The organism is Vibrio jasicida CAIM 1864 = LMG 25398 (assembly GCF_000400365.1).
GTDB lineage: Bacteria > Pseudomonadota > Gammaproteobacteria > Enterobacterales > Vibrionaceae > Vibrio > Vibrio jasicida.
Window position 1 is genome coordinate 131954 of the sequence record NZ_BAOG01000063.1, and the last position, 18960, is coordinate 150913.

At 46.9% G+C, this 18960-nt stretch carries 19 protein-coding genes; 13 read left to right on the forward strand and 6 right to left on the reverse strand.

Annotated features, from left to right (window positions below):
* The first annotated feature begins 4 nt into the window (after positions 1-4).
* From VJL_RS18030 to VJL_RS18060, 7 genes are all read left to right on the forward strand, one after another.
* Positions 5-703, forward strand: a complete 699-nt coding sequence (locus tag VJL_RS18030) for an ABC transporter ATP-binding protein (RefSeq protein ID WP_005374479.1) — start codon at positions 5-7, stop codon at positions 701-703.
* The gene (locus tag VJL_RS18035) at positions 691-1959 is read left to right on the forward strand and encodes an ABC transporter permease (RefSeq protein ID WP_038880043.1); all 1269 of its coding nucleotides are present in this window, start codon (positions 691-693) and stop codon (positions 1957-1959) included. The genes VJL_RS18030 and VJL_RS18035 overlap by 13 nt, the downstream gene beginning before the upstream one ends.
* On the forward strand, positions 1952-2737 hold the full coding sequence (locus VJL_RS18040) for an outer membrane lipoprotein-sorting protein (RefSeq protein WP_038880046.1): 786 nt from the start codon (positions 1952-1954) through the stop codon (positions 2735-2737). The genes VJL_RS18035 and VJL_RS18040 overlap by 8 nt, the downstream gene beginning before the upstream one ends.
* 45 nt (positions 2738-2782) lie before the next feature.
* Positions 2783-4129: a hypothetical protein gene (locus VJL_RS18045; RefSeq protein WP_038880048.1), complete on the forward strand. Its 1347-nt coding sequence runs from the start codon at positions 2783-2785 to the stop codon at positions 4127-4129.
* A complete protein-coding gene (locus VJL_RS18050; RefSeq protein ID WP_038880051.1) occupies positions 4130-5152 on the forward strand; it encodes a sensor histidine kinase in 1023 nt (340 codons plus the stop codon).
* Positions 5153-5167: 15 nt separating this feature from the next.
* Positions 5168-5965, forward strand: coding sequence for a LytR/AlgR family response regulator transcription factor (locus tag VJL_RS18055; protein ID WP_038880054.1), 798 nt, complete (start codon positions 5168-5170; stop codon positions 5963-5965).
* Between the two features lie 68 nt (positions 5966-6033).
* Complete coding sequence (locus tag VJL_RS18060; RefSeq protein WP_038880057.1) at positions 6034-6669, forward strand: DUF2268 domain-containing putative Zn-dependent protease; 636 nt, start codon at positions 6034-6036, stop codon at positions 6667-6669.
* Between the two features lie 117 nt (positions 6670-6786).
* On the opposite strand, the gene VJL_RS18065 is transcribed toward VJL_RS18060, so the two are convergent.
* The 4 genes from VJL_RS18065 to VJL_RS18080 form a co-directional block, all read right to left on the reverse strand.
* Positions 6787-7281 carry a peptidylprolyl isomerase gene (locus VJL_RS18065; RefSeq protein WP_005448882.1) on the reverse strand — a complete coding sequence of 165 codons (495 nt, stop codon included), beginning with the start codon at positions 7279-7281 and terminating at the stop codon, positions 6787-6789.
* A 121-nt stretch (positions 7282-7402) separates the two neighbouring features.
* Positions 7403-9064, reverse strand: coding sequence for a methyl-accepting chemotaxis protein (locus VJL_RS18070; RefSeq protein ID WP_038880061.1), 1662 nt, complete (start codon positions 9062-9064; stop codon positions 7403-7405).
* A gap of 175 nt (positions 9065-9239) precedes the next feature.
* Positions 9240-9626, reverse strand: a complete 387-nt coding sequence (locus tag VJL_RS18075; protein WP_038869868.1) for a thiol-disulfide oxidoreductase DCC family protein — start codon at positions 9624-9626, stop codon at positions 9240-9242.
* A gap of 41 nt (positions 9627-9667) precedes the next feature.
* On the reverse strand, positions 9668-10441 hold the full coding sequence (locus VJL_RS18080) for a DUF4344 domain-containing metallopeptidase (RefSeq protein WP_038880316.1): 774 nt from the start codon (positions 10439-10441) through the stop codon (positions 9668-9670).
* 215 nt (positions 10442-10656) lie between these two features.
* Between VJL_RS18080 and VJL_RS18085 the strand changes: the two genes are divergently transcribed.
* The 4 genes from VJL_RS18085 to VJL_RS18100 all read left to right on the forward strand — a co-directional run bounded on the left by VJL_RS18085 (position 10657) and on the right by VJL_RS18100 (position 14792).
* The gene (locus VJL_RS18085; RefSeq protein ID WP_038880065.1) at positions 10657-11289 is read left to right on the forward strand and encodes a CatB-related O-acetyltransferase; all 633 of its coding nucleotides are present in this window, start codon (positions 10657-10659) and stop codon (positions 11287-11289) included.
* A gap of 564 nt (positions 11290-11853) precedes the next feature.
* Positions 11854-13089: a sodium/glutamate symporter gene (gene gltS / locus VJL_RS18090; RefSeq protein ID WP_038869865.1), complete on the forward strand. Its 1236-nt coding sequence runs from the start codon at positions 11854-11856 to the stop codon at positions 13087-13089.
* Between the two features lie 285 nt (positions 13090-13374).
* On the forward strand, positions 13375-14145 hold the full coding sequence (locus VJL_RS18095) for an SDR family NAD(P)-dependent oxidoreductase (protein ID WP_038880068.1): 771 nt from the start codon (positions 13375-13377) through the stop codon (positions 14143-14145).
* A gap of 101 nt (positions 14146-14246) precedes the next feature.
* Complete coding sequence (locus tag VJL_RS18100) at positions 14247-14792, forward strand: OsmC family protein (RefSeq protein ID WP_038880071.1); 546 nt, start codon at positions 14247-14249, stop codon at positions 14790-14792.
* Between the two features lie 95 nt (positions 14793-14887).
* Here VJL_RS18100 and VJL_RS18105 read toward each other — a convergent pair whose 3' ends face one another.
* Together VJL_RS18105 and VJL_RS18110 are read right to left on the reverse strand one after the other, a co-directional pair.
* On the reverse strand, positions 14888-15415 hold the full coding sequence (locus tag VJL_RS18105; protein ID WP_038880074.1) for an RNA methyltransferase: 528 nt from the start codon (positions 15413-15415) through the stop codon (positions 14888-14890).
* Between the two features lie 213 nt (positions 15416-15628).
* A complete protein-coding gene (locus VJL_RS18110; protein WP_038880077.1) occupies positions 15629-16726 on the reverse strand; it encodes a flavin monoamine oxidase family protein in 1098 nt (365 codons plus the stop codon).
* 135 nt (positions 16727-16861) lie between these two features.
* Between VJL_RS18110 and VJL_RS18115 the strand changes: the two genes are divergently transcribed.
* On the forward strand, positions 16862-17431 hold the full coding sequence (locus tag VJL_RS18115) for a TetR/AcrR family transcriptional regulator (protein WP_010644408.1): 570 nt from the start codon (positions 16862-16864) through the stop codon (positions 17429-17431).
* A gap of 75 nt (positions 17432-17506) precedes the next feature.
* Positions 17507-18868 (forward strand): tetratricopeptide repeat protein, encoded by a 1362-nt coding sequence (locus tag VJL_RS18120; RefSeq protein ID WP_038880080.1) that lies wholly within the window; start codon positions 17507-17509, stop codon positions 18866-18868.
* The last annotated feature ends 92 nt before the right edge of the window (positions 18869-18960 follow it).

Sequence of the window (18960 nt, forward strand, 5' to 3'; positions counted from 1 at the left end):
CGTCATGATCGTTTTTAATCAACTTAGCCGCGATTACGCCCTTGGCAGCCAAACCGTACGTGCATTGCGAGACGTTTCTGGTGAAGTGTTTGCTGGCGAAATGGTGGCACTGTGCGGGCCGTCTGGCTCAGGCAAAAGCACCTTACTTAACGTGCTTGGCATGCTGGATACTCAATACCAAGGTCAGGTGACATTTGCAGGCAGCCCATACCCAACCGGACAAATGCAGGCGGCGAAAATGCGTCGTGAAAAGCTTGGCTTTGTGTTCCAAAAATTCAACCTTGTGCCTGTGATGACGGCGTTGGAGAACGTGGCTTATCCGTTACACCTCAACGGCTTTTCAAAAGCAGAGCAAACCGAGCTCGCTACGCAAATGCTAGAACACGTTGGTTTGGGCGAGTTTATTCATCACATGCCCGATAACCTATCAGGCGGTCAGCAACAACGCGTGGCAATTGCGCGCGCCTTAGTGCACAAACCGGCGTTGGTGATTGCCGATGAACCTACCGCAAGCCTTGATAGCCAAACTGCCAATAAGGTTATCGACATTATGAAAGGGCTCGGACACGAGCTAGGCACCACTTTTATTGTTGCTACGCACGACCCTCGTATGGCATCTCGCTGCGATCGAACCATTGAGTTGGTGGACGGCAAAATTACCCAAACGCACGCAAGTGTGGAGGAGGTTTCATGGGCAAGCTAATTCCAGTTTCCGTTCGCCTTGCTTGGTTGAACCTGCAACGCAATCGCCGTCGCAGTTTGTTGTCGATGCTGATCATTGCCATTGCCGTGTTTGCGTTAACCAGTGCGGGTGGTTTTGGGCTATACACCTACGATAGTTTGAAAGAATCGACAGCGCGTGACACGGGGCATCTGACGTTAACCACTCCGGGTTACTTCGCTAAAGAAGAAGAGATGCCACTGAGTAACGGTTTAACTCACGCCGACGATATCACCAAGCAATTGATTGGCTTAAACGAAGTGCGAGGCGTGCAACCACGAGTTGAGTTCAGTGGTTTGATTTCCAACGGCAACAAATCATCGATCTTTATCGGTATTGGCGTGAACGAGCGCGAATTCGATATGAAAGGACCGTTTTTGGATGTGCGCGAAGGGCAAACGCTGTCCAACATTCATGCATCGCGTTATGACCCAGCAGAGCCAGAAGTGATGCTTGGCGTTGATTTGGCGAACAACCTAAGCGTGCACGTTGGCGATTGGATTACCTTGCTGGCGACCACTACCGATGGCGCATTGAATGCGTATGACTTCAAAGTACGAGGCATCTACTCAACAGGCGTGCCTGAGCTTGATAAACGCCAGCTTTACGTACACATCAACAGCGCGCAATCGCTGCTCGGTTCAGACAAAGTCAGTGCGTTATCGGTCTTCCTGTTCGATACCAGTTTAACTAACCAAGTCGAGCAACAAGTGGCTTCGGTCCTGAGTAAGCAAAAGCAGAACTTTGGCGACCAAGATATTGAGATTACGCCTTGGCAAGAGCGCGCGTTCTTCTATCTCAAAGTGAAAGATTTGTACGACCGCATCTTCGGTATCATGGGCGCAGTAATGGCGTTGGTAGTCTTTGTCGCGCTGTTTAACACCATGACCATGTCGGTAACGGAACGCACACGTGAAATTGGCACCTTGTCAGCACTTGGTAGCTACCCTCGCGAAATTATTGCTGGGTTCTTGCGCGAAGCAGTGTTACTTGCCGTGATTGGCAGCTTAATCGGTGCTTTGTTTACGGCGCTAGTCACCGTCTTACTGATGGTCGTGGATGTGCAAATGCCGCCACCGCCAGGACGCACAGAAGGTTACCCATTAACGATTTACTTCTCTTGGGAGCTGGTAGCTATAGCAGGATTTGCAGTATTGATGATTTGTTTGGTTGCGGCGTTTTTCTCGGCACGCAAAGGGGTGAACAAGCCAATTACGGAGGCACTGATTTATGTTTAATTTCAAATCACTATTACCAATTGCATTGCTAACGGTAACTGGCGTTGCAAGCATGAATGTCAGTGCGAATGAAACAGCGTTAGATGCACAGCAAGTCGCGCAATTGATTGAAAAAGCCGACAGCTACCGCTTGCACGATGATTCTTCCAAAGTGGTGTCACTGGTGCGCTTATATCAAGACCAAGAGTTAGATAAAACCCGCCTTTACCACGTGTACACGCGTCCAAATCGTGAATCGCTGGTGGTATTCAAATCGGCGGTTGAAGCAGGGCAAAAGATGTTGATGATGGGCGATAACTACTGGCTGCAAATGCCAAAGAGCCGTCGGCCTATTCGAATTACGCCAATGCAAAAGCTGCTTGGTGAAGCGTCTATCGGCGACATCTCAACCCTGACGTGGAGCCAAGATTATCAAGGTGAATGGAAAGCGACAGAAACTGTTTCGGTGAATGGAGAAAGTGTTGCGGCTTATCACCTTGCCTTAACCGCGAAAACCAAAGGGGCGAGTTATCAGAAGATCGATTTATGGTTGTCTGAGCAAGATGCGTTCCCAATTAAAGCCGATCTCTACTTGCGCTCAGGCAAACTCGCCAAGCAAGCGCAATACGGACGTGCAAGCGACAACGGTGAAGACTACGTCAGTGAGATGACCTTGCTTGATAGCATTCAGCCGAGCAAAAAAACTGTTATCGAGTATCAAGAGATCGTGCCTTGGCAGCTGGATAACAAGTTCTACAACCCAAGCTATTTGCCGAAAGCCAATACGACTCAGCTTTAACCTGAACTCCGTAAATAGAACCATGAAAACGAGCAAGGAAGACACATGAAATTGCGCCAGCCTAATCTTAACAAAAGCACCAGTCTATTGATTGCTGCCTCATTGTGTGTGGGCGCATCAGCCCCAGTTTTTGCCAATGATGAACTGAGTTTTGAGTGGGATTGGGCTGTCAGTTACGAAACGGCCAAGCAACGTGACAGCGCATTTATGCAGGCGCAGGGCAGTTCTCGTGATTCACTTAATGCACTGTTGGATGTGCAGGTGAATTATCAGAACTTCAGTGGTTTGTTCGCTCTGTATAGCCAAGGTTTGTACCTCAATCAACAAGGAAAGAGTGATTGGTGGAGTGACGCTGATAACCAACTGTTGATTCGAGAGCTTGCTTGGCTAGGAGAGTGGCAAGTCGGTGACACCACTCTTGATGTGAGTTTGGGTAAGTTGTGCGTAGATTGGGGCGTGGGTTATGGCTACCGACCTTTGGATCTGTTTAAGCCTTATCGACAAAATCCTGTTGGCTTAGTAGCAGAAGAAGGTGCGGGTGTGTTTTCACTCTCACACTACGATATGGCAGGCGAGTGGACGGTGATTGCAACGGATTCAAGTTGGGGGCAACAAGACCAAAGTGCACTGGATCAAGCCGCAGAGCAGCAAGGTGTTGGTATTCGTCGATACGCGCTGGTGGGGGACACCGAGTATCAACTTATTGGTTATTACGATGATGTGCGCCGAGGTTTACTCGGAGCCAGTGCCATTGCGGTGTGGGATGAATCCATCGCCATGCACGGTTCCATGCTGTGGCAAAAGCAAAGTGTTGGGTATCAGTTTCAGCAGGATGATCTTTACCAACCCGTTTCGGTTGAGGAGCAGGGCAGCGCATTCCAAGCCTTAATTGGATTGAACTGGGCAAACCAAGCCGGACACAACGTGATTGCTGAATATTGGTACGACAGCCGAGCATGGTCGAAAAACGAATGGCAACAAGCAATAGAGCGTGGAGAATTACTCTCTCAGATCCCTGATCCTAACAACTCTCTGTTGGCTAGCAGCGCTCTACTTGCGACAAGCTACGCCCAAGGGTTTCAGCACGCTAATATCGTTCAGCATAACGTAATGCTGCACTGGAGTTGGGATGTGGAAGCGTGGGCTGCATGGAACGGTAAAGCGGATATGGGCTGGCTAAGTGATGTAACCCCCATGTTGGATGTGATGTTGTCGCCCCAAGATGGTGGTGTGATTGTCACGCAGTGGCTTAACTACCAATGGATTGATACTGGCGATCAAAGTGTAGAAGTGGAAGTTGCCGCACGCTTTTTAACCGGAGACGACCAATCTGCTTACGCACAAATCAATGATAAGCATATGATTGTATTTAACATCAAAGGGAAATTCTAAATGTGTTCAGCAAAATCAGTGGTGAAAAGTGGATGGCCGCGTAGCTTATTAGTGACCACGGCATTTTGTCTCTTTATCGCAGCAATGACGCTTTCTGTTTGGGGCGGTCCATTTTACATTCATGTAGCGGTTAGCTTTGGATTTGGCTATTCGGCTATCTTCTTCTCATGGCTTGTCGACCGCCTGTTTCCTACCATTCCTCGTTTGGCGGAAGTGGCTATCTCGCTGACGGCTTGCCTATTGTTTGGTGTGGTGAACGCCCAGCTTTGGCTTGGGGAATACTTCGGTATTTCAAGTATGCTGTCGGTTGGTCTCATGGGGTTGTTATTCAGTGCCATGTGCTTTTTCTATTTCTACTCACGCGAGCAACATGCAATCGCTCAACGAGAGTTGGAAGCCATCAGACGCGAGAAAGCAGAGCAAGATCGTGCGCTGTTGCTGAGCCAGCTTAAGCAGATGCAAAGTCAGATTGAACCGCATTTCTTATTCAATACTTTGGCAAATATCAGTGCGCTCATGTCGCAAGATGTCGATAAAGCCAAGCTCATGCTAGAACAGTTAACCGCGCTACTGCGTGCAACGCTTAAAAGCTCACGCGAAGAACACACCACCATAGACAATGAAACGGCGTTACTTGAGGCTTACTTAGGCATCCAACAAACTCGTTTGGGTGATCGACTCAGTTACAAGATTGAGGTGGAAGAGGGGTTAGGCAGAACCGAATTACCGCCGATGATGCTCCAACCTTTAATCGAAAACGCCATCATCCATGGTATTGAGCCGAAGCGAGAAGGTGGCGAAGTCAGCTTACTCATTAAGCGCGAACAACAGAACTTGAAGATTGAAGTCAGAGACACGGGTGTTGGCTTGAATCACGTTAGTGGGCACATGGGCTCTGGCGTGGGTCTAAGTAATCTCAAGCAGCGAGTTGAAGCTTTGTTCGCAGGGCAAGGAGAGGTCTCTATCAGTGAGTCTGTTCAGGGTGGCGTTTGTGTTCGCCTGAGCTGGCCAATGGAATCGTAATCAAGGAAGAAAGGAATGAATACAGGGTTTACTGCCATTATTGCTGATGATGAGCCGCTATTGAGGCGTCATCTTGATAAAAGCCTAGCTGAAGTGTGGCCAGAGCTAGAGGTAATAGCCAAAGTCGCCGATGGTGAACAAGCGTTGCAAGCCATTGAGCAAAACCAAAACCAACCTGACATTGCGTTTCTTGATATTCGTATGCCAGTTCTGGATGGCATGACACTAGCGCAAAAACTCAATCAACTCGCCAATCCACCTTTGATTGTGTTTGTCACTGCGTACGATGATTACGCCATCAAAGCCTTTGAACAAAATGCCGCCGATTATTTGCTCAAGCCTATTTCAGATGAGCGCCTCCTGACGACGTGTGAAAGAGTGAAAGCACGCCTTGCCAAGCGAGAGCAAGAAAGCAGTAATGTGCAGATGAGCAGCCTGTTAGAACAGTTACAACAATTATCCGCGCCACAAACGCCGCAATATCTTCAGTGGATCAAAGCGACGCAAGGGGAAGACATTCATCTGATCGCCACGTCTGATGTGTTGTATTTCAAAGCGGAAGAAAAATACGTTTCTGTGTATGCCCAACAAGGACAGGGCAAAGTGCAGGAGTATTTGATTCGCACATCGTTGAAAGAGTTGATAGTGCAGCTTAACCCAGAACAGTTCTGGCAAGTACACCGTTCAAGCGTTGTGCAAGTGTGCAAAATTAGCAAAGTAAACAAAGACTTTGCTGGAAGAATGTTTGTTCACGTTGGAGAAACTAAGCTCGCTGTGAGCCGTGCATCTCAAAGTTTGTTCAAAGGGATGTAATCGCTAGAACTGCTCACTCTTTACACTGTAAACTCGCTACTCTTAACCCAAATTATCAAGGAAGATAAATGAGTTATCGCGTAACCCTGTTAAATGCGACAGGAGAGTTGTCTCCAATCTCTGAGTATTTGCATCAGAAACTTGATGATCTGAGCTCACAGCTTTCTAGTTACTTTGATTTGAGTAACATTGACCTGACCGTTAGCCCGTTTGATCGCAATGACGTACCGCAGACAGGGATTGGTGGCTATTGCTTAAGTGCCTATCGTGTAGAGATTCTGCTTGATACCCAACGTGCTGATATTAAAAACGTTATTGAGAAAGAACTGGCTGCGGTGTTAGCGCATGAGTCGCATCACCTGTTCCGTATGCGAGCCGGAGAGAATGGCGTTGCACTTGGTGATGTGCTGATTATGGAAGGGTTAGCTTGTCATTTCGAACGTAAGATGAATGGCGGCGTCACTCCGAGCTTGTTTGAGCAAATCAAAGATCAAGATTGGCGTCCTTTCTACGCTGAGATGAAAGACAAATTGACCAGCTTAGATTACAACTTCGACGCTTACTTTCTTGGCAGCGATGAAAGCTGCTGGCCGAAATACATGGGGTATTGGGTTGGGTACAACCTTGTTGCTGAATATCTGGCTGATTTTCAAGGCTCTGAGCTTGATTTAGTCGGAGCAAAAGCCGAGCTTTTCTATCAATAACTCCGACACAAGCCAAACTAATCGGCTGAGTCATAAAAACAAAAAGCGCCTAAGTCACATGACGTTAGGCGCTTTTGTCGTTTTATAGCGACGATTTCTCCGAAGAGATGAATGGGTTTATTCGCTGACCGTCACTTTCTCGATAATGATTGGATCGCATGGCACATCATCGTGACCAAGCTTAGAGGTCGTTTTTACTTTCGCGATGCGGTTTACGACATCCATACCCGCGGTCACTTTACCAAACACGGCGTAGCCCCAACCTAGGTTGGTGGTTGCGGTGTGGTCTAGAAAATCATTGTCTTCCAAGTTAATGAAGAACTGTGCTGTTGCAGAGTGCGGAGCGTCGGTTCGTGCCATTGCGATAGTGCCAACAAGGTTTTTAAGACCACGGTTTGCTTCGTTCGCGATAGGGGCGCGCGTTGGCTTTTCTGCCATGTCTTCGGTGTGACCGCCACCTTGGATCATAAAGCCGTCGATAACGCGGTGAAAAATGGTGCCGTTGTAGAAGCCATCTTCACAGTATTTTTTGAAGTTCTTTGAGCTAACCGGCGCTCGTTCTAGGTTCAGTTCAATCTCGATGTCACCGAAATTGGTGGTCATAATAATCATCTGGTTTGCCCTTGTAGGTGCTTAGTTGGCGGCATTATAGCTAAGACTTCTGAGGATAGCAGAAATAAAAACAGCGACGTTTTGTCGTCGCTGTTTGCATGATGTAAGGGTGAGGAAAGCTTTAAACCGTAAAGCGACCGACCAAGTCGTACAGCTCGTTAGCTTTGTGGTTTAGGTTGCCACTGCCTGCGCGGTTTTGATTCGCAAGGTGCGCCGATTGGCTGCTTTGTTGAGAGATGACCTCGATGCGTTGTGAAATCTCTTGCCCAACTTGGCTTTGCTCTTCGGTTGCCGTTGCGATCAGGGTGTTCATGTCCATGATGTTAGCAATTGCGGCTTGGATTTCTTGCAGTGCGGCAGAGGCAGCTCGTGCTTCCTCAACCGTTGCTTCACCGCGCGCTTGGCTTGAACCCATGGCTTTCACTGCCGCATCCGAACCAGACTTCAACTGCTCAATCATTTGGTGAATTTCGCCTGTGCTGTCTTGAGTGCGACTCGCCAGTTTACGAACCTCATCGGCAACGACTGCGAAGCCGCGGCCTTGTTCGCCTGCACGGGCTGCTTCAATGGCTGCGTTCAGTGCCAATAGGTTGGTTTGCTCGGCGATGTCTTGAATCACTTCTAGCGAAGAAGAAATGTTTTGTACATCGCTTTCTAAGCGAGAAATCACCGTGCTGGCTTCCGACACCTCTAGCGCGAGCGCTTCGACGGAGTTCGCTGCGGAATCAACAATGTGTTTCGCTTGCTGTGAATTTTCATCGGCGTCTTTGGCGGATTGCGCCGCTTGGTTAGCGTTGCTGGAAATCTCGTGCGCCGTTGCTGTCATCTCGGTCATTGCCGCAGCGACCTGTTCGGTTTCTTCACGTTGACCTGAAGCCAACTCGTCCACTTGCGATGCTCGCTGTGACATGTCGTTGGTCTCTGAAACCACTTCTTGCCCGACATGGCTAACGCTCTTGATGATGCCTTGCAGGCTTTCAACGAAGATATTGAAGTTACGGCTCAACTGAGTGAACTCCGGCACGCTTGATTCTTCCATCCGCGCGGTTAAGTCTGCATCGCCTTGCGCGAAAGAGTGAATTGAAGCATCAAACTGCTCAATAGGCTTCATGATGCTGCGGTTAACAAACACCGCGAAGACCGCGACGATCGCAGCAATCGAGACACAGAACAGAGCAATTGCCGTCAGTGTGGTGTTGAGGGCCTGATGCGCGGCTTCTTCCATGTTTGCCACAATGGCGTCGATATCGTCAGTGTAGAAACCCGTTCCCAACATCAAATCCCATTCAGGAATAAAGACCGAGTAGCTCAGTTTCGGTAGCGCTTCGCTCTGACCGAGTTTCGGGAAATAATAAGTCGTGAACGCACCTGTTTTGGAATTTTTGATCAAATCCTGAATCAGGTAATTGCCTTTCTTGTCCTGCAAGTTATAGAAGTTCTCTCCGATGCCTTTGGTGTTTTTACCCACCACGACACGCACGCCTTTTGAATCGTAACCGAAGATGTAGCCGGATTGGCCAAACTCCAACTGTTTCAAGATAGGCAGTGCTTCTTCAAGCGAGGCATTTTGAGCGAGTAGTGGCTCGACGGCGGAGCGCGCCATTTGGACGTAGTTTTTGAGCTCGGCTTTTTTCATCTCCATCATTTGACTTCGAGTCTGCTCAATCTCGTGTTCGTTGTAGGCTGTGGTTTGTAGATAGGTGAACCACATCATGCCTACTGCCATGGTTAGAATTGGAATTATTGAAAGGATATATAGTCGTTTTCTGATCGTCAGATTCATAGAGACGTCCTTCTCTCGGCGCAGCGTTACAAGTGACAAGCTGAATAAGCTTGCCTGATAAAATTATTAATACTTATTGTTGTAATGCTTAGAGATTAACCGAGTTAATCAATCAGAAGTACTGGAAGTTTATAAATTTAGACTAAGGTCGTAGCATTTTTAAGCAGGATCACAATTAACGTGAACACGAACCGTTATTGCAGCGAGAAGTGCCCGTTAACCAGTAGGAGACGCGGTAACGGTTTTTGGCAAATTTGAGGTAAAGCCAATCCGCAACAGGTTTGACAGCGCGCCAACGCAGCGGTGCATACAACCAACCGCGACCGACCAGTTGCCATGCACGATGAGTCACGTCCAACCCAAGCAGCAGCTCACCCTTATCGTTGAGGGCGTGCAAAATGGTGTTGGCTTGCTCCGGATCGATCTGCGGATAAGCGACGAACGCCTCGCTGTAGATGTCGACGGTTTTGATTTGTTGCTTGGCATCGCGTTGTTTTAACGCCTTCATCTCTTTGGCGCACAAGGGACAAGTGCCATCGTAAAATACGGTCAGTTTGGTCATGATTGAGCTCATTATTGGCGGTTCTTATCCCTTTTACGCGATTATTTTTCTTTTAGTTCATTGTCTTGCAAGTAATGCAGCCAATTATCACGGATGTTGCCGTAATTGAATTGGCAGAACTCTTTACGATCGCGTAAGTAATCTTTTTCTACTTCATCTAATAAGGCTTTGTATTGCTCTGGATCGCTGCCGTAGACCAGACACAGGGTAGAGAAATAACGCTGTAGATCGAAACTGTGCTCGTCAATGTACTCGCCAAAATCGTAGTAGTCCGGTCTGTCGTCGGATTCGAATGCGAACATGTCTGCAGCACTGATCGCCACATCGGCACCTTCATCAACGTAGTCAATCAACAAAATGGTAGCGAAGTTATCGACCGCATCTTCCTCTTTACCCAGTACCGGAATGTTTTGATCGGCAATGTAAGCGTGTCCGGCTTCGTGCAATAGCATGTGCAGCAAAGTATCGAGCGCGCCCGTTTTCGGTGATTTACCGTAACGTTCTTGGTATTTGTTGTTGGTGAAGTAGTTGAATGATTCCAGATAGAAGGTGTAGGGAATATGGATGGTGTGGGTTTCTGGATCGTAAAGTGGACCGTCTTCGCCACCGTAGGTCAGTGTTAGTGGGTTATCAAACGGGAAGTAATTATCAGAAAGCTGGACAAAGATGTCGCTCACTTCACTGCTTTCAATCACTTGCGCAGCAAAGCGATCGTCGGCAGTTTCCGCTGGAAGGTATTCGATTTTAATGTTTTCGCTCGCAGACACTGTGGCAGCAAACAGCAGCAGAGAGGCAAAGGCAGAGTGACTTTTCATTTTCGGAATCTTGTTATTTGTTTGGTTTGCTTGAAAATTATACATGGTTTTTATAGGGTGCACGCTGAACTCTGCATGTTGAGGATACTTAGGTATATGAACAATCCATTATTACTGCAGCCCCGCATCCAATAGGCGTCGTTGACTGAGAACGCAGCAACAACGCCACGAGAAATCGTTCCGTGGCATACATTTACTCTATTGAGGTAATTGCCATGAAAAAACATTGGTCCAAATTTCAGTACCTGCACCAAGTGGTGCAAAACCAAAACATCCACATCAAAGGCACCCACAGTTATTACAGCGATTGTTGGGATAACGGCTTTGAAGATTCGGTCGTGCGTTATCTGCATGGCGATGAAATCAGTAAAGCGTGGCAGCCGAGGTGGGAAGTCGATCAACTCTACATCGGTGATTACGTTTGTATCGCGGCTGAAGTGGTGATTTTGATGGGCGGCAACCACAATCACAGGACTGACTGGTTCTGTCTGTATCCGTTCCTTGATGACATTGAGCAATCTTACCAAGGCAAAGGCGATACCGTGATTGGTGACGCGGCTTGGATTGGTATGCGCGCGATGATCATGCCTGGTGTCAAAATTGGGGAAGGCGCAGTGATTGCCGCAAACAGCGTCGTGACTAAAGATGTTCCACCGTACACCGTGGTGGCAGGATCTCCGGCAAAGCCTGTTAAGCTTCGCTTTGAGCAAGACACCATCGATAAGCTGCTCGCGCTGCAAATCTACACGTGGGATGAAGATAAGTTTGAGGCGCTTCGCTCTTTCGTCTGCAACAATGATATAGAACAGTTAATCATTGCAGAAGAAAAGTATAAAAGTGGCGAATAGCACTGAAATGAGGAAAATTTTCAGCGATATGTTATAATCTCGCTCCGTTGTAACGAGAACACTTGTTGCAAGCTTGAGAATTTCCTTGGATTCGGCTCGTTTTAATCATCATGAGTCAGAGTTATTGAACTACGATAGGATACAAGCAAACCCAGATGTTAGAGCGCCACCACGGCGCTCTATTCGTTATAACGGGAAGGAACTTTGCCCAATAGTGAGGATGACTTTCTGTTTAAGTAAGGGAGCCCGATAGCGGTTCAGAAAGTCTCTCTCGGACAATACTCACAACACTATATGTCCATCCACATCAAGCAGTCATTTTTGCTTGGAATGTGAACCGGATAAGAAGGAGCTTAATCGGCTCCTTTTACATTTTAGGGCTTGCGAATAGCGCATAAATCAGAACATCGCTTAACGACCGTCCCTTAAACTAGCCTAAGGCGCATTTAACACAACCTTTTGAGTATTTTCGAAAAAATATAGCGAGAAAATTTGCTATTGAGCGAAGGTTAAACTAACACTCAATCATTACGGAGGATGAAGAGAACAATAATAAGAGGCGATATGAATCATTTGATATCTGTAGGTGCACTGGAGTCCTTTTTGGTTGCGATCAGTGTGCTTTTTTTGGGGCATTTCATTAATGCTAAGCTACCGATCTTAAAGAAATTCAACATACCTGAGCCGATTGTAGGGGGCTTGATAGTCGCCTGCGCCATTACTGCTCTTCATTTCAACGGTATCGATCTGGAATTCGATTTGCCGTTGCAGAACACATTTATGCTGATGTTCTTTGCTACTGTTGGTTTAGCAGCAAACTACACTCAGTTGATGAAAGGGGGCGCGAAGGTCTTTATCTTCTTAGCGGTCGCGTCGTTCTACATCATCATACAAAACGGTGTCGGTGTTTCATTAGCGGCGGCATTGGGTTTAGATCCGCTGATGGGGCTTATCGCAGGTTCGATTACTCTTTCAGGTGGCCACGGCACAGGTGCGGCATGGTCACAAACGTTCCAAGACGTGTATGGATTAAATAACGTGTTGGAAATCGCGATGGCGTCAGCAACATTCGGTTTGATCATCGGTGGTATCATCGGTAGTCCGGTTGCTCAGCGATTGATCGAAAAGAACAAGATCGAATCTGAGTATGGTCCTGGGGGCAGAGATGCCAAAACCCACGAAAAATTCCCAGAATTGGTGACGTACAACGAATACGAAGAAGACAAAGTAACCGCGAAAAAAGTGGTTGAGAAATTGTTCTTCCTATTGATCTGTGTGACAGGCGCTAAGTACGTAGAGCAATGGGTGAGCACTTACGATATTCAATGGCTGATGATTCCAGACTTCGTCTACGCATTGTTCATTGGTGTGATCATCACTAACTTCTTGGAAGTAACTAAAGTCCGTAAGTTAGATACAGAAACGGTCGATATGCTAGGTACGGTATCGTTGTCTCTGTTCTTGGCAATGGCATTGATGAGCCTGAAACTGTGGAACATTTTCGACCTAGCGATCCCATTCTTGGTGATTCTGGGCGTGCAATCGGTGATTCTGGCTATCTTTACCTACTACGTAACGTTCAAGGTGATGGGTAGTAACTATGATGCAGCGGTTATCTCTGGTGGTCACTGTGGTTTTGGTTTGGGGGCAACCCCAACAGCGGTAATGAACATGGGTTCTATCGTTAACCGCTTTGGTCCGTCGCCACAAGCTTTCATGGTTGTACCGATTGTTGGTGCCTTCTTCATCGACATCGTTAACTTGATCATTCTGCAAGGCTACATTTCGTTCCTTGGCTAGATTGATAAAAAATACTTATAGAGGCCACAGTTTATCTGTGGCCTTTTTTTGTATTTATTGATGATGTGAACGGGTAGAATAAAAAATATTCTAAATAAATGTATGAATAATAAGGAAATAACCAAATATACCTATTGGTAGGTAGATAAAGTTGTTGACGTGAAAATAATATGATCTTAGAGTAACAACCACTGACGAGGAGCTGGTTCCCAAACCACCTCCTTTTTTAATAAAAACACTGCCTACTTACTAGTAGGTAGTCTAATAAAGGACAGGAAACGTATTATGTTCAACACATCTTCAATTGCACTTATCGTAGGCGGCTCATCAGGTATGGGTAAAGCGACAGCGGAGCGACTTCTTAAAGCTGGTGTACCCGTCATGATTCTTTCGCACGATAAAAACAATCTTGCTGAAGCAAAGCAGGATTTAGAAAGTGTGACCAAAGGCCTAGTAGAAACCGCTCAAGTTGATCTGTATGACCCAAGTGCAGTGAAAAGCTTCATCGAACAATTGAATGCTGAAAAACGTCATATTGGTTACTTGGTTAATGCTGCTGGCTTCTTCAAACCGGTTGATTTCCTTGACCACTCAGAGCGTGATTACGACCTACAACTAGACATGAACCGCGCGTTTTTCTTCATCACTCAGGCTGTGGCGAAAAACATGAAAGAGCACGGTGGCGGTGCGATCGTAAATATCGGTTCTATGTGGGCTCACCAAGCAATTAAAGCAACGCCATCATCAGCGTACTCAATGCAAAAAGCGGGTCTTCATGCTCTGACGAAAAACCTAGCAATTGAACTTGGTGATCACGGCGTACGCGTAAATGCTGTAGCACCAGCTGTTGTGATGTCGACGATTTACAAGTCATTTATCGCGGAAGAAGAAATCGAATCAGCACTACAAGGCTTCAATGATTTCCACCCGATTGGCCGTATCGGTTCAACAAAAGATGTGGCGGACGCGATTGAGTACTTACTGTCAGACAAATCATCTTGGGTGACTGGCACTGTGCTTAACGTCGACGGCGGCGTAATGGCTGGCCGTAATTAACCTCACTAAACGTGCGAATTGGGGCCTTTCACTCGATCCCTAAAGGCCCCAATTAAAAATTCAGTAGTAAACACGACATCAAATAATAACAAGGACATATCATGGATAACTCACCACTAAACGGCATTAAACTCGATGACCTAGCGGCTTACACTCAAGTGATCACTGAAGACGCAACGCAGGCGATCTCTGAATACGGCATTGTTGCTGAATGGAAAGGCGGCGTTCACAGTGAAATCCGTACTTTGAATCAAAAGGTTGGCGGAAAAGAAATCGTAAAAGACTTCAGCTTTGAAGTTGGTGAGCCAGAAGAGCTATTGGGCAACAATGCATACCCAACACCTCAAGATTACCTATTGGGCGGCATGGCTGGTTGCATGATGGTGGGTTTTGTTGCGGGCGTAAGTGCTCGTGGTATCAAGCTAGATGCTGTGAAGTTAACCATCAAGGGCGCTCTGGATTTACGTGGCTTCCTAAATGTGAGTGAAGAAGCGCCAGTTGGCTTTGATGAAATCCAATTTCAATTTGAAGTAAAAGGTGAGGGGACTCAGGCTGATTATGACGAAGTCATTGCGAGCGTACAGCAGTTCTCTCCAAACTATCGCACCATTAGCGATGCGGTCAAAGTTTCAGCCATCGTTGCATAACTAAAATATTAATCAAAATCACGCACACTTTTTCACTGCTTTGAGCCTATATTTCGATATAGGCTCTTTTTTTATTAAGCAGTACCGAGTACAAATTATTGCGCTGATACGCAGTCTTTGACCTTCAATCGATTTTTGTTGTCTCGGTTGGTAATCACTTGTTGATGGTCGTCAATCGTGCCCAGATTTTTAGCCAAACGATCATACAAGACAACATTGACCGTTGCCGCCAAGTTCATGCAGCCATTGGTGGGAACATACACTACGTGGTCAGCCTTATCGACAACCTCTTGCGGCAGTGAGCCATCTTCTGGGCCAAAAATATACACCGCGTTTTCTGGGTGAGTAAAAAGAGGCAACGCCGTAGCGCCAACTGCCAACTCAACACACACCACTTTCACGTCTTCAGCAAGGTGAGCGGTGAGATCGTCCATTTCGATCAAATTGATACGTTCGTGCATGTTCTTCGTGTCGGTTCGGAATTTTACCGCACGATTATAGCGAGTACCGTTATAACGAACTTGTGTGGCGTCATAACAACCTGCTGCGCGCATTACCGCTCCCACATTGGTTGGATCTTTCGGGTTATACAGTCCAAGAATGACCGTTGACTGTGCTGTCATTGCTGTTGTTCTACTTAATGGTTTCAAGATAAGAGCTTGATGCTCGTTGATCGTGGGATTATGGACTTAACCCGCCAGAAGTACTATCACAATATTTTTTAGAAGTAGAAGTAGAAGTAGAAGTAGAAGTAGAAGTAGAAGTAGAAGCAGAACTAAGGGACGAGTGGGTTACGGGGAGCAACAACCTCCCCATAAATGAATGGATAGAGCAATTTAACGAGCGGCAAGCTTTTCAATAACACTCTCTGCTGCTTCTAACGCGCCCTCAATAAATCCACCGAACTCTTGTGCTGATTCCGTTCCCGCAAAGTACATGCCCTGTTGGCTTAATTGCTCCAGTGATGCGTTGAGCCCATAACGCGGGTGATGAGTTGGCATGGTGTGATCCTTTTCAACCGCCGTGTATGCCTCTTTCGACCAGTCGAGCAGCTTTACTTCAGTGACGTTATACGCCTCGGGGCCAAAGAGTCTCGCTAGTTGCTCAACTGCCATGGTTTTCAATTCGGTGGCGCCTAGCTGTGCGCGAGCTTGAGCATCGTAACCGATAAAACCGAACAGGGCGGCATGGCCATTTTCAGCACTGGCGTCATGAATTTCCACCAATGGACCAACTTGGCTGTTTGCGTAACCAGACAATCCGTTTTCACGCCAGAAAGGTCGGTCATAAATGGCGAAGAATTTCGCGTGAGCGGCCATCCATGTGGGCGTTTTGTCCAGCGCATTTAACGCCGTTTCTGGAAGGGTTGGCGTAAAGCGGATGTTATTAGCAATCAAACGATGAGGGAGCGCAAAGATGATGTTCTCACTCTCTAAAGTCAGCAGCTCTGCTTGGTGGATGACATCGACGCTATAACCTTGAGCTTCATTATGGCTTACTGCGTGCACTTGATGCTCATATTTGATGTTTTCTGGGTTGAGTAACTTTGCTACTCCTGCTACCAATTGCGCCATGCCACCCGATACTCTCATGGATTGAGGAGAAGAAAAGAATTGATTCGATACTTGACGAATACCAGCCTGCCCGGCTTGTTCGATTAACATATCGCCAGTTTCATACTGTTCTACGATCGGAAGCGATAAGTTGTCGACAAGCCTCATGACGCGATGATTCATCTTGGGCCAAAACCAAGATGGGCCGAGGTCAAATTGGTCGTGTTGACTGTTTGCTGCCAAGCTCGCAGAAGAAAGAATTCGACCGCCGAGTCTGCTTCTCGCCTCAAGTAGCAAGTAGTTATGCCCCACTTTTTCTAGGTACGCTGCGGTGTAGAGACCGCTCAAACCGCCTCCGATAATAATAAAATCGTATTTCATTGTTTGCCTTTAATGTTAATTATCTACTGGTAGGTAGGTTAAGTCTTTTTTGAAAAAGAAACAATACCTACCAGTAGGTAGACAGGTTTGTGAGGGCATGCTATCTTTTGCAAAAATGTTTAAGGTGGAAGCCACATGAAAGAACTTAGCCCGACGGCTGCAAAGATTGCCGACCTTGCTGAAAGCTACATACAAAGCCGAGGTTTTAATGGTTTTAGCTTTCGCGACATCCAAAATGAGCTGGGTATTAAGACCGCGAGTATTCATTACCATTTTAAAACCAAGCAAGACTTGGCTGAAGCGGTGTTTGAACGCTATCTCGCAAACTACGAAGCGGCGTTAATTCAGATCGAGAGCCAACCAAGCAGTGCTGAGGAAAAAATTGAAGCGCTGGCTGATATTTTTATTGGCGTACGCGAGCAAGATAAGTTGTGTTTGTGTGGTATGTACGCTTCTGACTTTTACTCTTTGGCAGATGGCCTAGAAGGGCTGCTGTCGCGTTTTGTGCAAACGAATGAGCAATGGCTACAAAAAATCATTGATCAGGGTGTAGAGAACGGAGAGTTCGACTTACGAGTGGAATCAGCCCAAGTTGCAAGGCTAATCTTTGTTGCGCTGGAAGGCAGTATGTTACTTTCTCAGTTTAAAGATGCCGATTACATTCGCAGCGTGAAGGCGAGTTGTCTCGCACTCCTTAAACGCTAATATTATTCATAATACTGCCCGCGATAAGTGCGGGTATTATTTTAAATTTAATGGCTATCTACTAGTAGGTATGTGATGGTTAAAGACAAAAGAACGCTAGAGATGAACGGCATTGATGCTGCAGGCGCAGAACAATTTGAACGGATTCTCGAAGATACGTTGACCTTTCTTCCCAGTGCAATGAGCGATCTCGATCAACTGCTACTGCTCTATCCGGACTTTATGATGGGATGGATTTTTAAGGCGTACAGCCATGCGAGTGATGGGCGTCGTTCTACTTTACCCATCGTGGCTAAAATGGTTACGCAGTTGGATCAGTTAGCGCAATCGGCCACCAAGCGTGAAGCGCTGCACATGCATGCGTTGAAACAATGGAGCCAAAGCAATCTGAAGGGGGCTCTGGATACATGGCAACATATTCTGAGTCTTTGGCCTTTGGATATCATTGCCTATCGCCAATTTACGGGGCAAACATTTTGGTTTGGCCAAAAGCAACGGGCACTGCACGTTTCTTTGCAAGTCTTACCTTATTGGGATGAGCTGACGTCAGGATATTGGATGTTTGCCGCCGCTCATGCCTTTGCACTCGAAGAGGCGGGGGAATATGAATTGGCAGAAGCGTTTGCGCGCCAGACGTTAGTGTTGAACCATCAAGACCTAATTGCCAAGCATACGATGGCTCATATTTTTGAGATGCAAGGCGAGGCGAAAGAGGGCATCGAGTTCTTACAAGGTCATGCGAATACGTTTTCAAATCACAATGCGTTTCGCGGCCATCTTTGGTGGCACCTAGCGTTGTTCCATCTTGAGCAAGGCAATATTGATGGCGCCTTGGTTTTGTTTGATCAGTACATCTACCCTGCAGAGTCTTCGATATACCTTGATATCCAAAACGCAGCTTCGTTATTGGCTCGCTTGGAGTTCATGGGAGCTGATGTTGGAGAACGTTGGCATCGATTGAGTGCCGGAGCACTAGAGATTTCTGCCGACAGCACTATCATGTTTACTGAAATTCACAATGCCATGGTGTTAGCGAAAACCGATCATCATGACCAGTTAGATGCCAATATAACGCAAATTATCAGTTCGCCACTACAAACTCAGGAAGTGGAGTTTATGACAGGCAGCAAGTTGATGCAGGCCATCAAGGCGTACCACAGTTCGAACTACCGTCATTGCATTGAGTTGATTAACCAGGTGAGAGATGTGCACAGCAAGCTGGGGGGAAGTCACGCGCAGCAAGACGTCATTTCACAATACCTGCTGATGGCCCATGCGCATATACAACAGTGGGACCAAGTGGCGTGTCTGTTGAAAAATCGCTATATCGCAAGAGCACAAGCGCTGCCAGCAGAACAGATAAAGCGAAAGTTGGCTCAGTTCGATGAAGTGAAAAACATCGACGCTCTGCTGCCTAGTTTAGTCAAAGTGGTTTAGCACAAATGCTGCTTGGGCGCGGAAATAAAATGGGCGCGGAAATAAAAAAGCGAGGACAGTACCTCGCTTTTGATGGGTTTGTTTTGCCCGTG

What these genes read in the sequence shown, in the direction of transcription:
- VJL_RS18040 (WP_038880046.1), top strand. Translation starts at nt 1,952, where the DNA reads ATGTTTAATTTCAAATCACTATTACCAATTGCATTGCTAACGGTAACT.
- VJL_RS18075 (WP_038869868.1), bottom strand. Translation starts at nt 9,626, where the DNA reads ATGACCAAACTGACCGTATTTTACGATGGCACTTGTCCCTTGTGCGCC.
- VJL_RS18055 (WP_038880054.1), top strand. Translation starts at nt 5,168, where the DNA reads ATGAATACAGGGTTTACTGCCATTATTGCTGATGATGAGCCGCTATTG.
- VJL_RS18110 (WP_038880077.1), bottom strand. Translation starts at nt 16,726, where the DNA reads ATGAAATACGATTTTATTATTATCGGAGGCGGTTTGAGCGGTCTCTAC.
- VJL_RS18095 (WP_038880068.1), top strand. Translation starts at nt 13,375, where the DNA reads ATGTTCAACACATCTTCAATTGCACTTATCGTAGGCGGCTCATCAGGT.
- VJL_RS18045 (WP_038880048.1), top strand. Translation starts at nt 2,783, where the DNA reads ATGAAATTGCGCCAGCCTAATCTTAACAAAAGCACCAGTCTATTGATT.
- gltS (WP_038869865.1), top strand. Translation starts at nt 11,854, where the DNA reads ATGAATCATTTGATATCTGTAGGTGCACTGGAGTCCTTTTTGGTTGCG.
- VJL_RS18105 (WP_038880074.1), bottom strand. Translation starts at nt 15,415, where the DNA reads ATGACAGCACAGTCAACGGTCATTCTTGGACTGTATAACCCGAAAGAT.
- VJL_RS18070 (WP_038880061.1), bottom strand. Translation starts at nt 9,064, where the DNA reads ATGAATCTGACGATCAGAAAACGACTATATATCCTTTCAATAATTCCA.
- VJL_RS18050 (WP_038880051.1), top strand. Translation starts at nt 4,130, where the DNA reads ATGTGTTCAGCAAAATCAGTGGTGAAAAGTGGATGGCCGCGTAGCTTA.
- VJL_RS18035 (WP_038880043.1), top strand. Translation starts at nt 691, where the DNA reads ATGGGCAAGCTAATTCCAGTTTCCGTTCGCCTTGCTTGGTTGAACCTG.
- VJL_RS18060 (WP_038880057.1), top strand. Translation starts at nt 6,034, where the DNA reads ATGAGTTATCGCGTAACCCTGTTAAATGCGACAGGAGAGTTGTCTCCA.
- VJL_RS18065 (WP_005448882.1), bottom strand. Translation starts at nt 7,281, where the DNA reads ATGATTATTATGACCACCAATTTCGGTGACATCGAGATTGAACTGAAC.
- VJL_RS18120 (WP_038880080.1), top strand. Translation starts at nt 17,507, where the DNA reads ATGGTTAAAGACAAAAGAACGCTAGAGATGAACGGCATTGATGCTGCA.
- VJL_RS18085 (WP_038880065.1), top strand. Translation starts at nt 10,657, where the DNA reads ATGAAAAAACATTGGTCCAAATTTCAGTACCTGCACCAAGTGGTGCAA.
- VJL_RS18080 (WP_038880316.1), bottom strand. Translation starts at nt 10,441, where the DNA reads ATGAAAAGTCACTCTGCCTTTGCCTCTCTGCTGCTGTTTGCTGCCACA.
- VJL_RS18100 (WP_038880071.1), top strand. Translation starts at nt 14,247, where the DNA reads ATGGATAACTCACCACTAAACGGCATTAAACTCGATGACCTAGCGGCT.
- VJL_RS18030 (WP_005374479.1), top strand. Translation starts at nt 5, where the DNA reads ATGATCGTTTTTAATCAACTTAGCCGCGATTACGCCCTTGGCAGCCAA.
- VJL_RS18115 (WP_010644408.1), top strand. Translation starts at nt 16,862, where the DNA reads ATGAAAGAACTTAGCCCGACGGCTGCAAAGATTGCCGACCTTGCTGAA.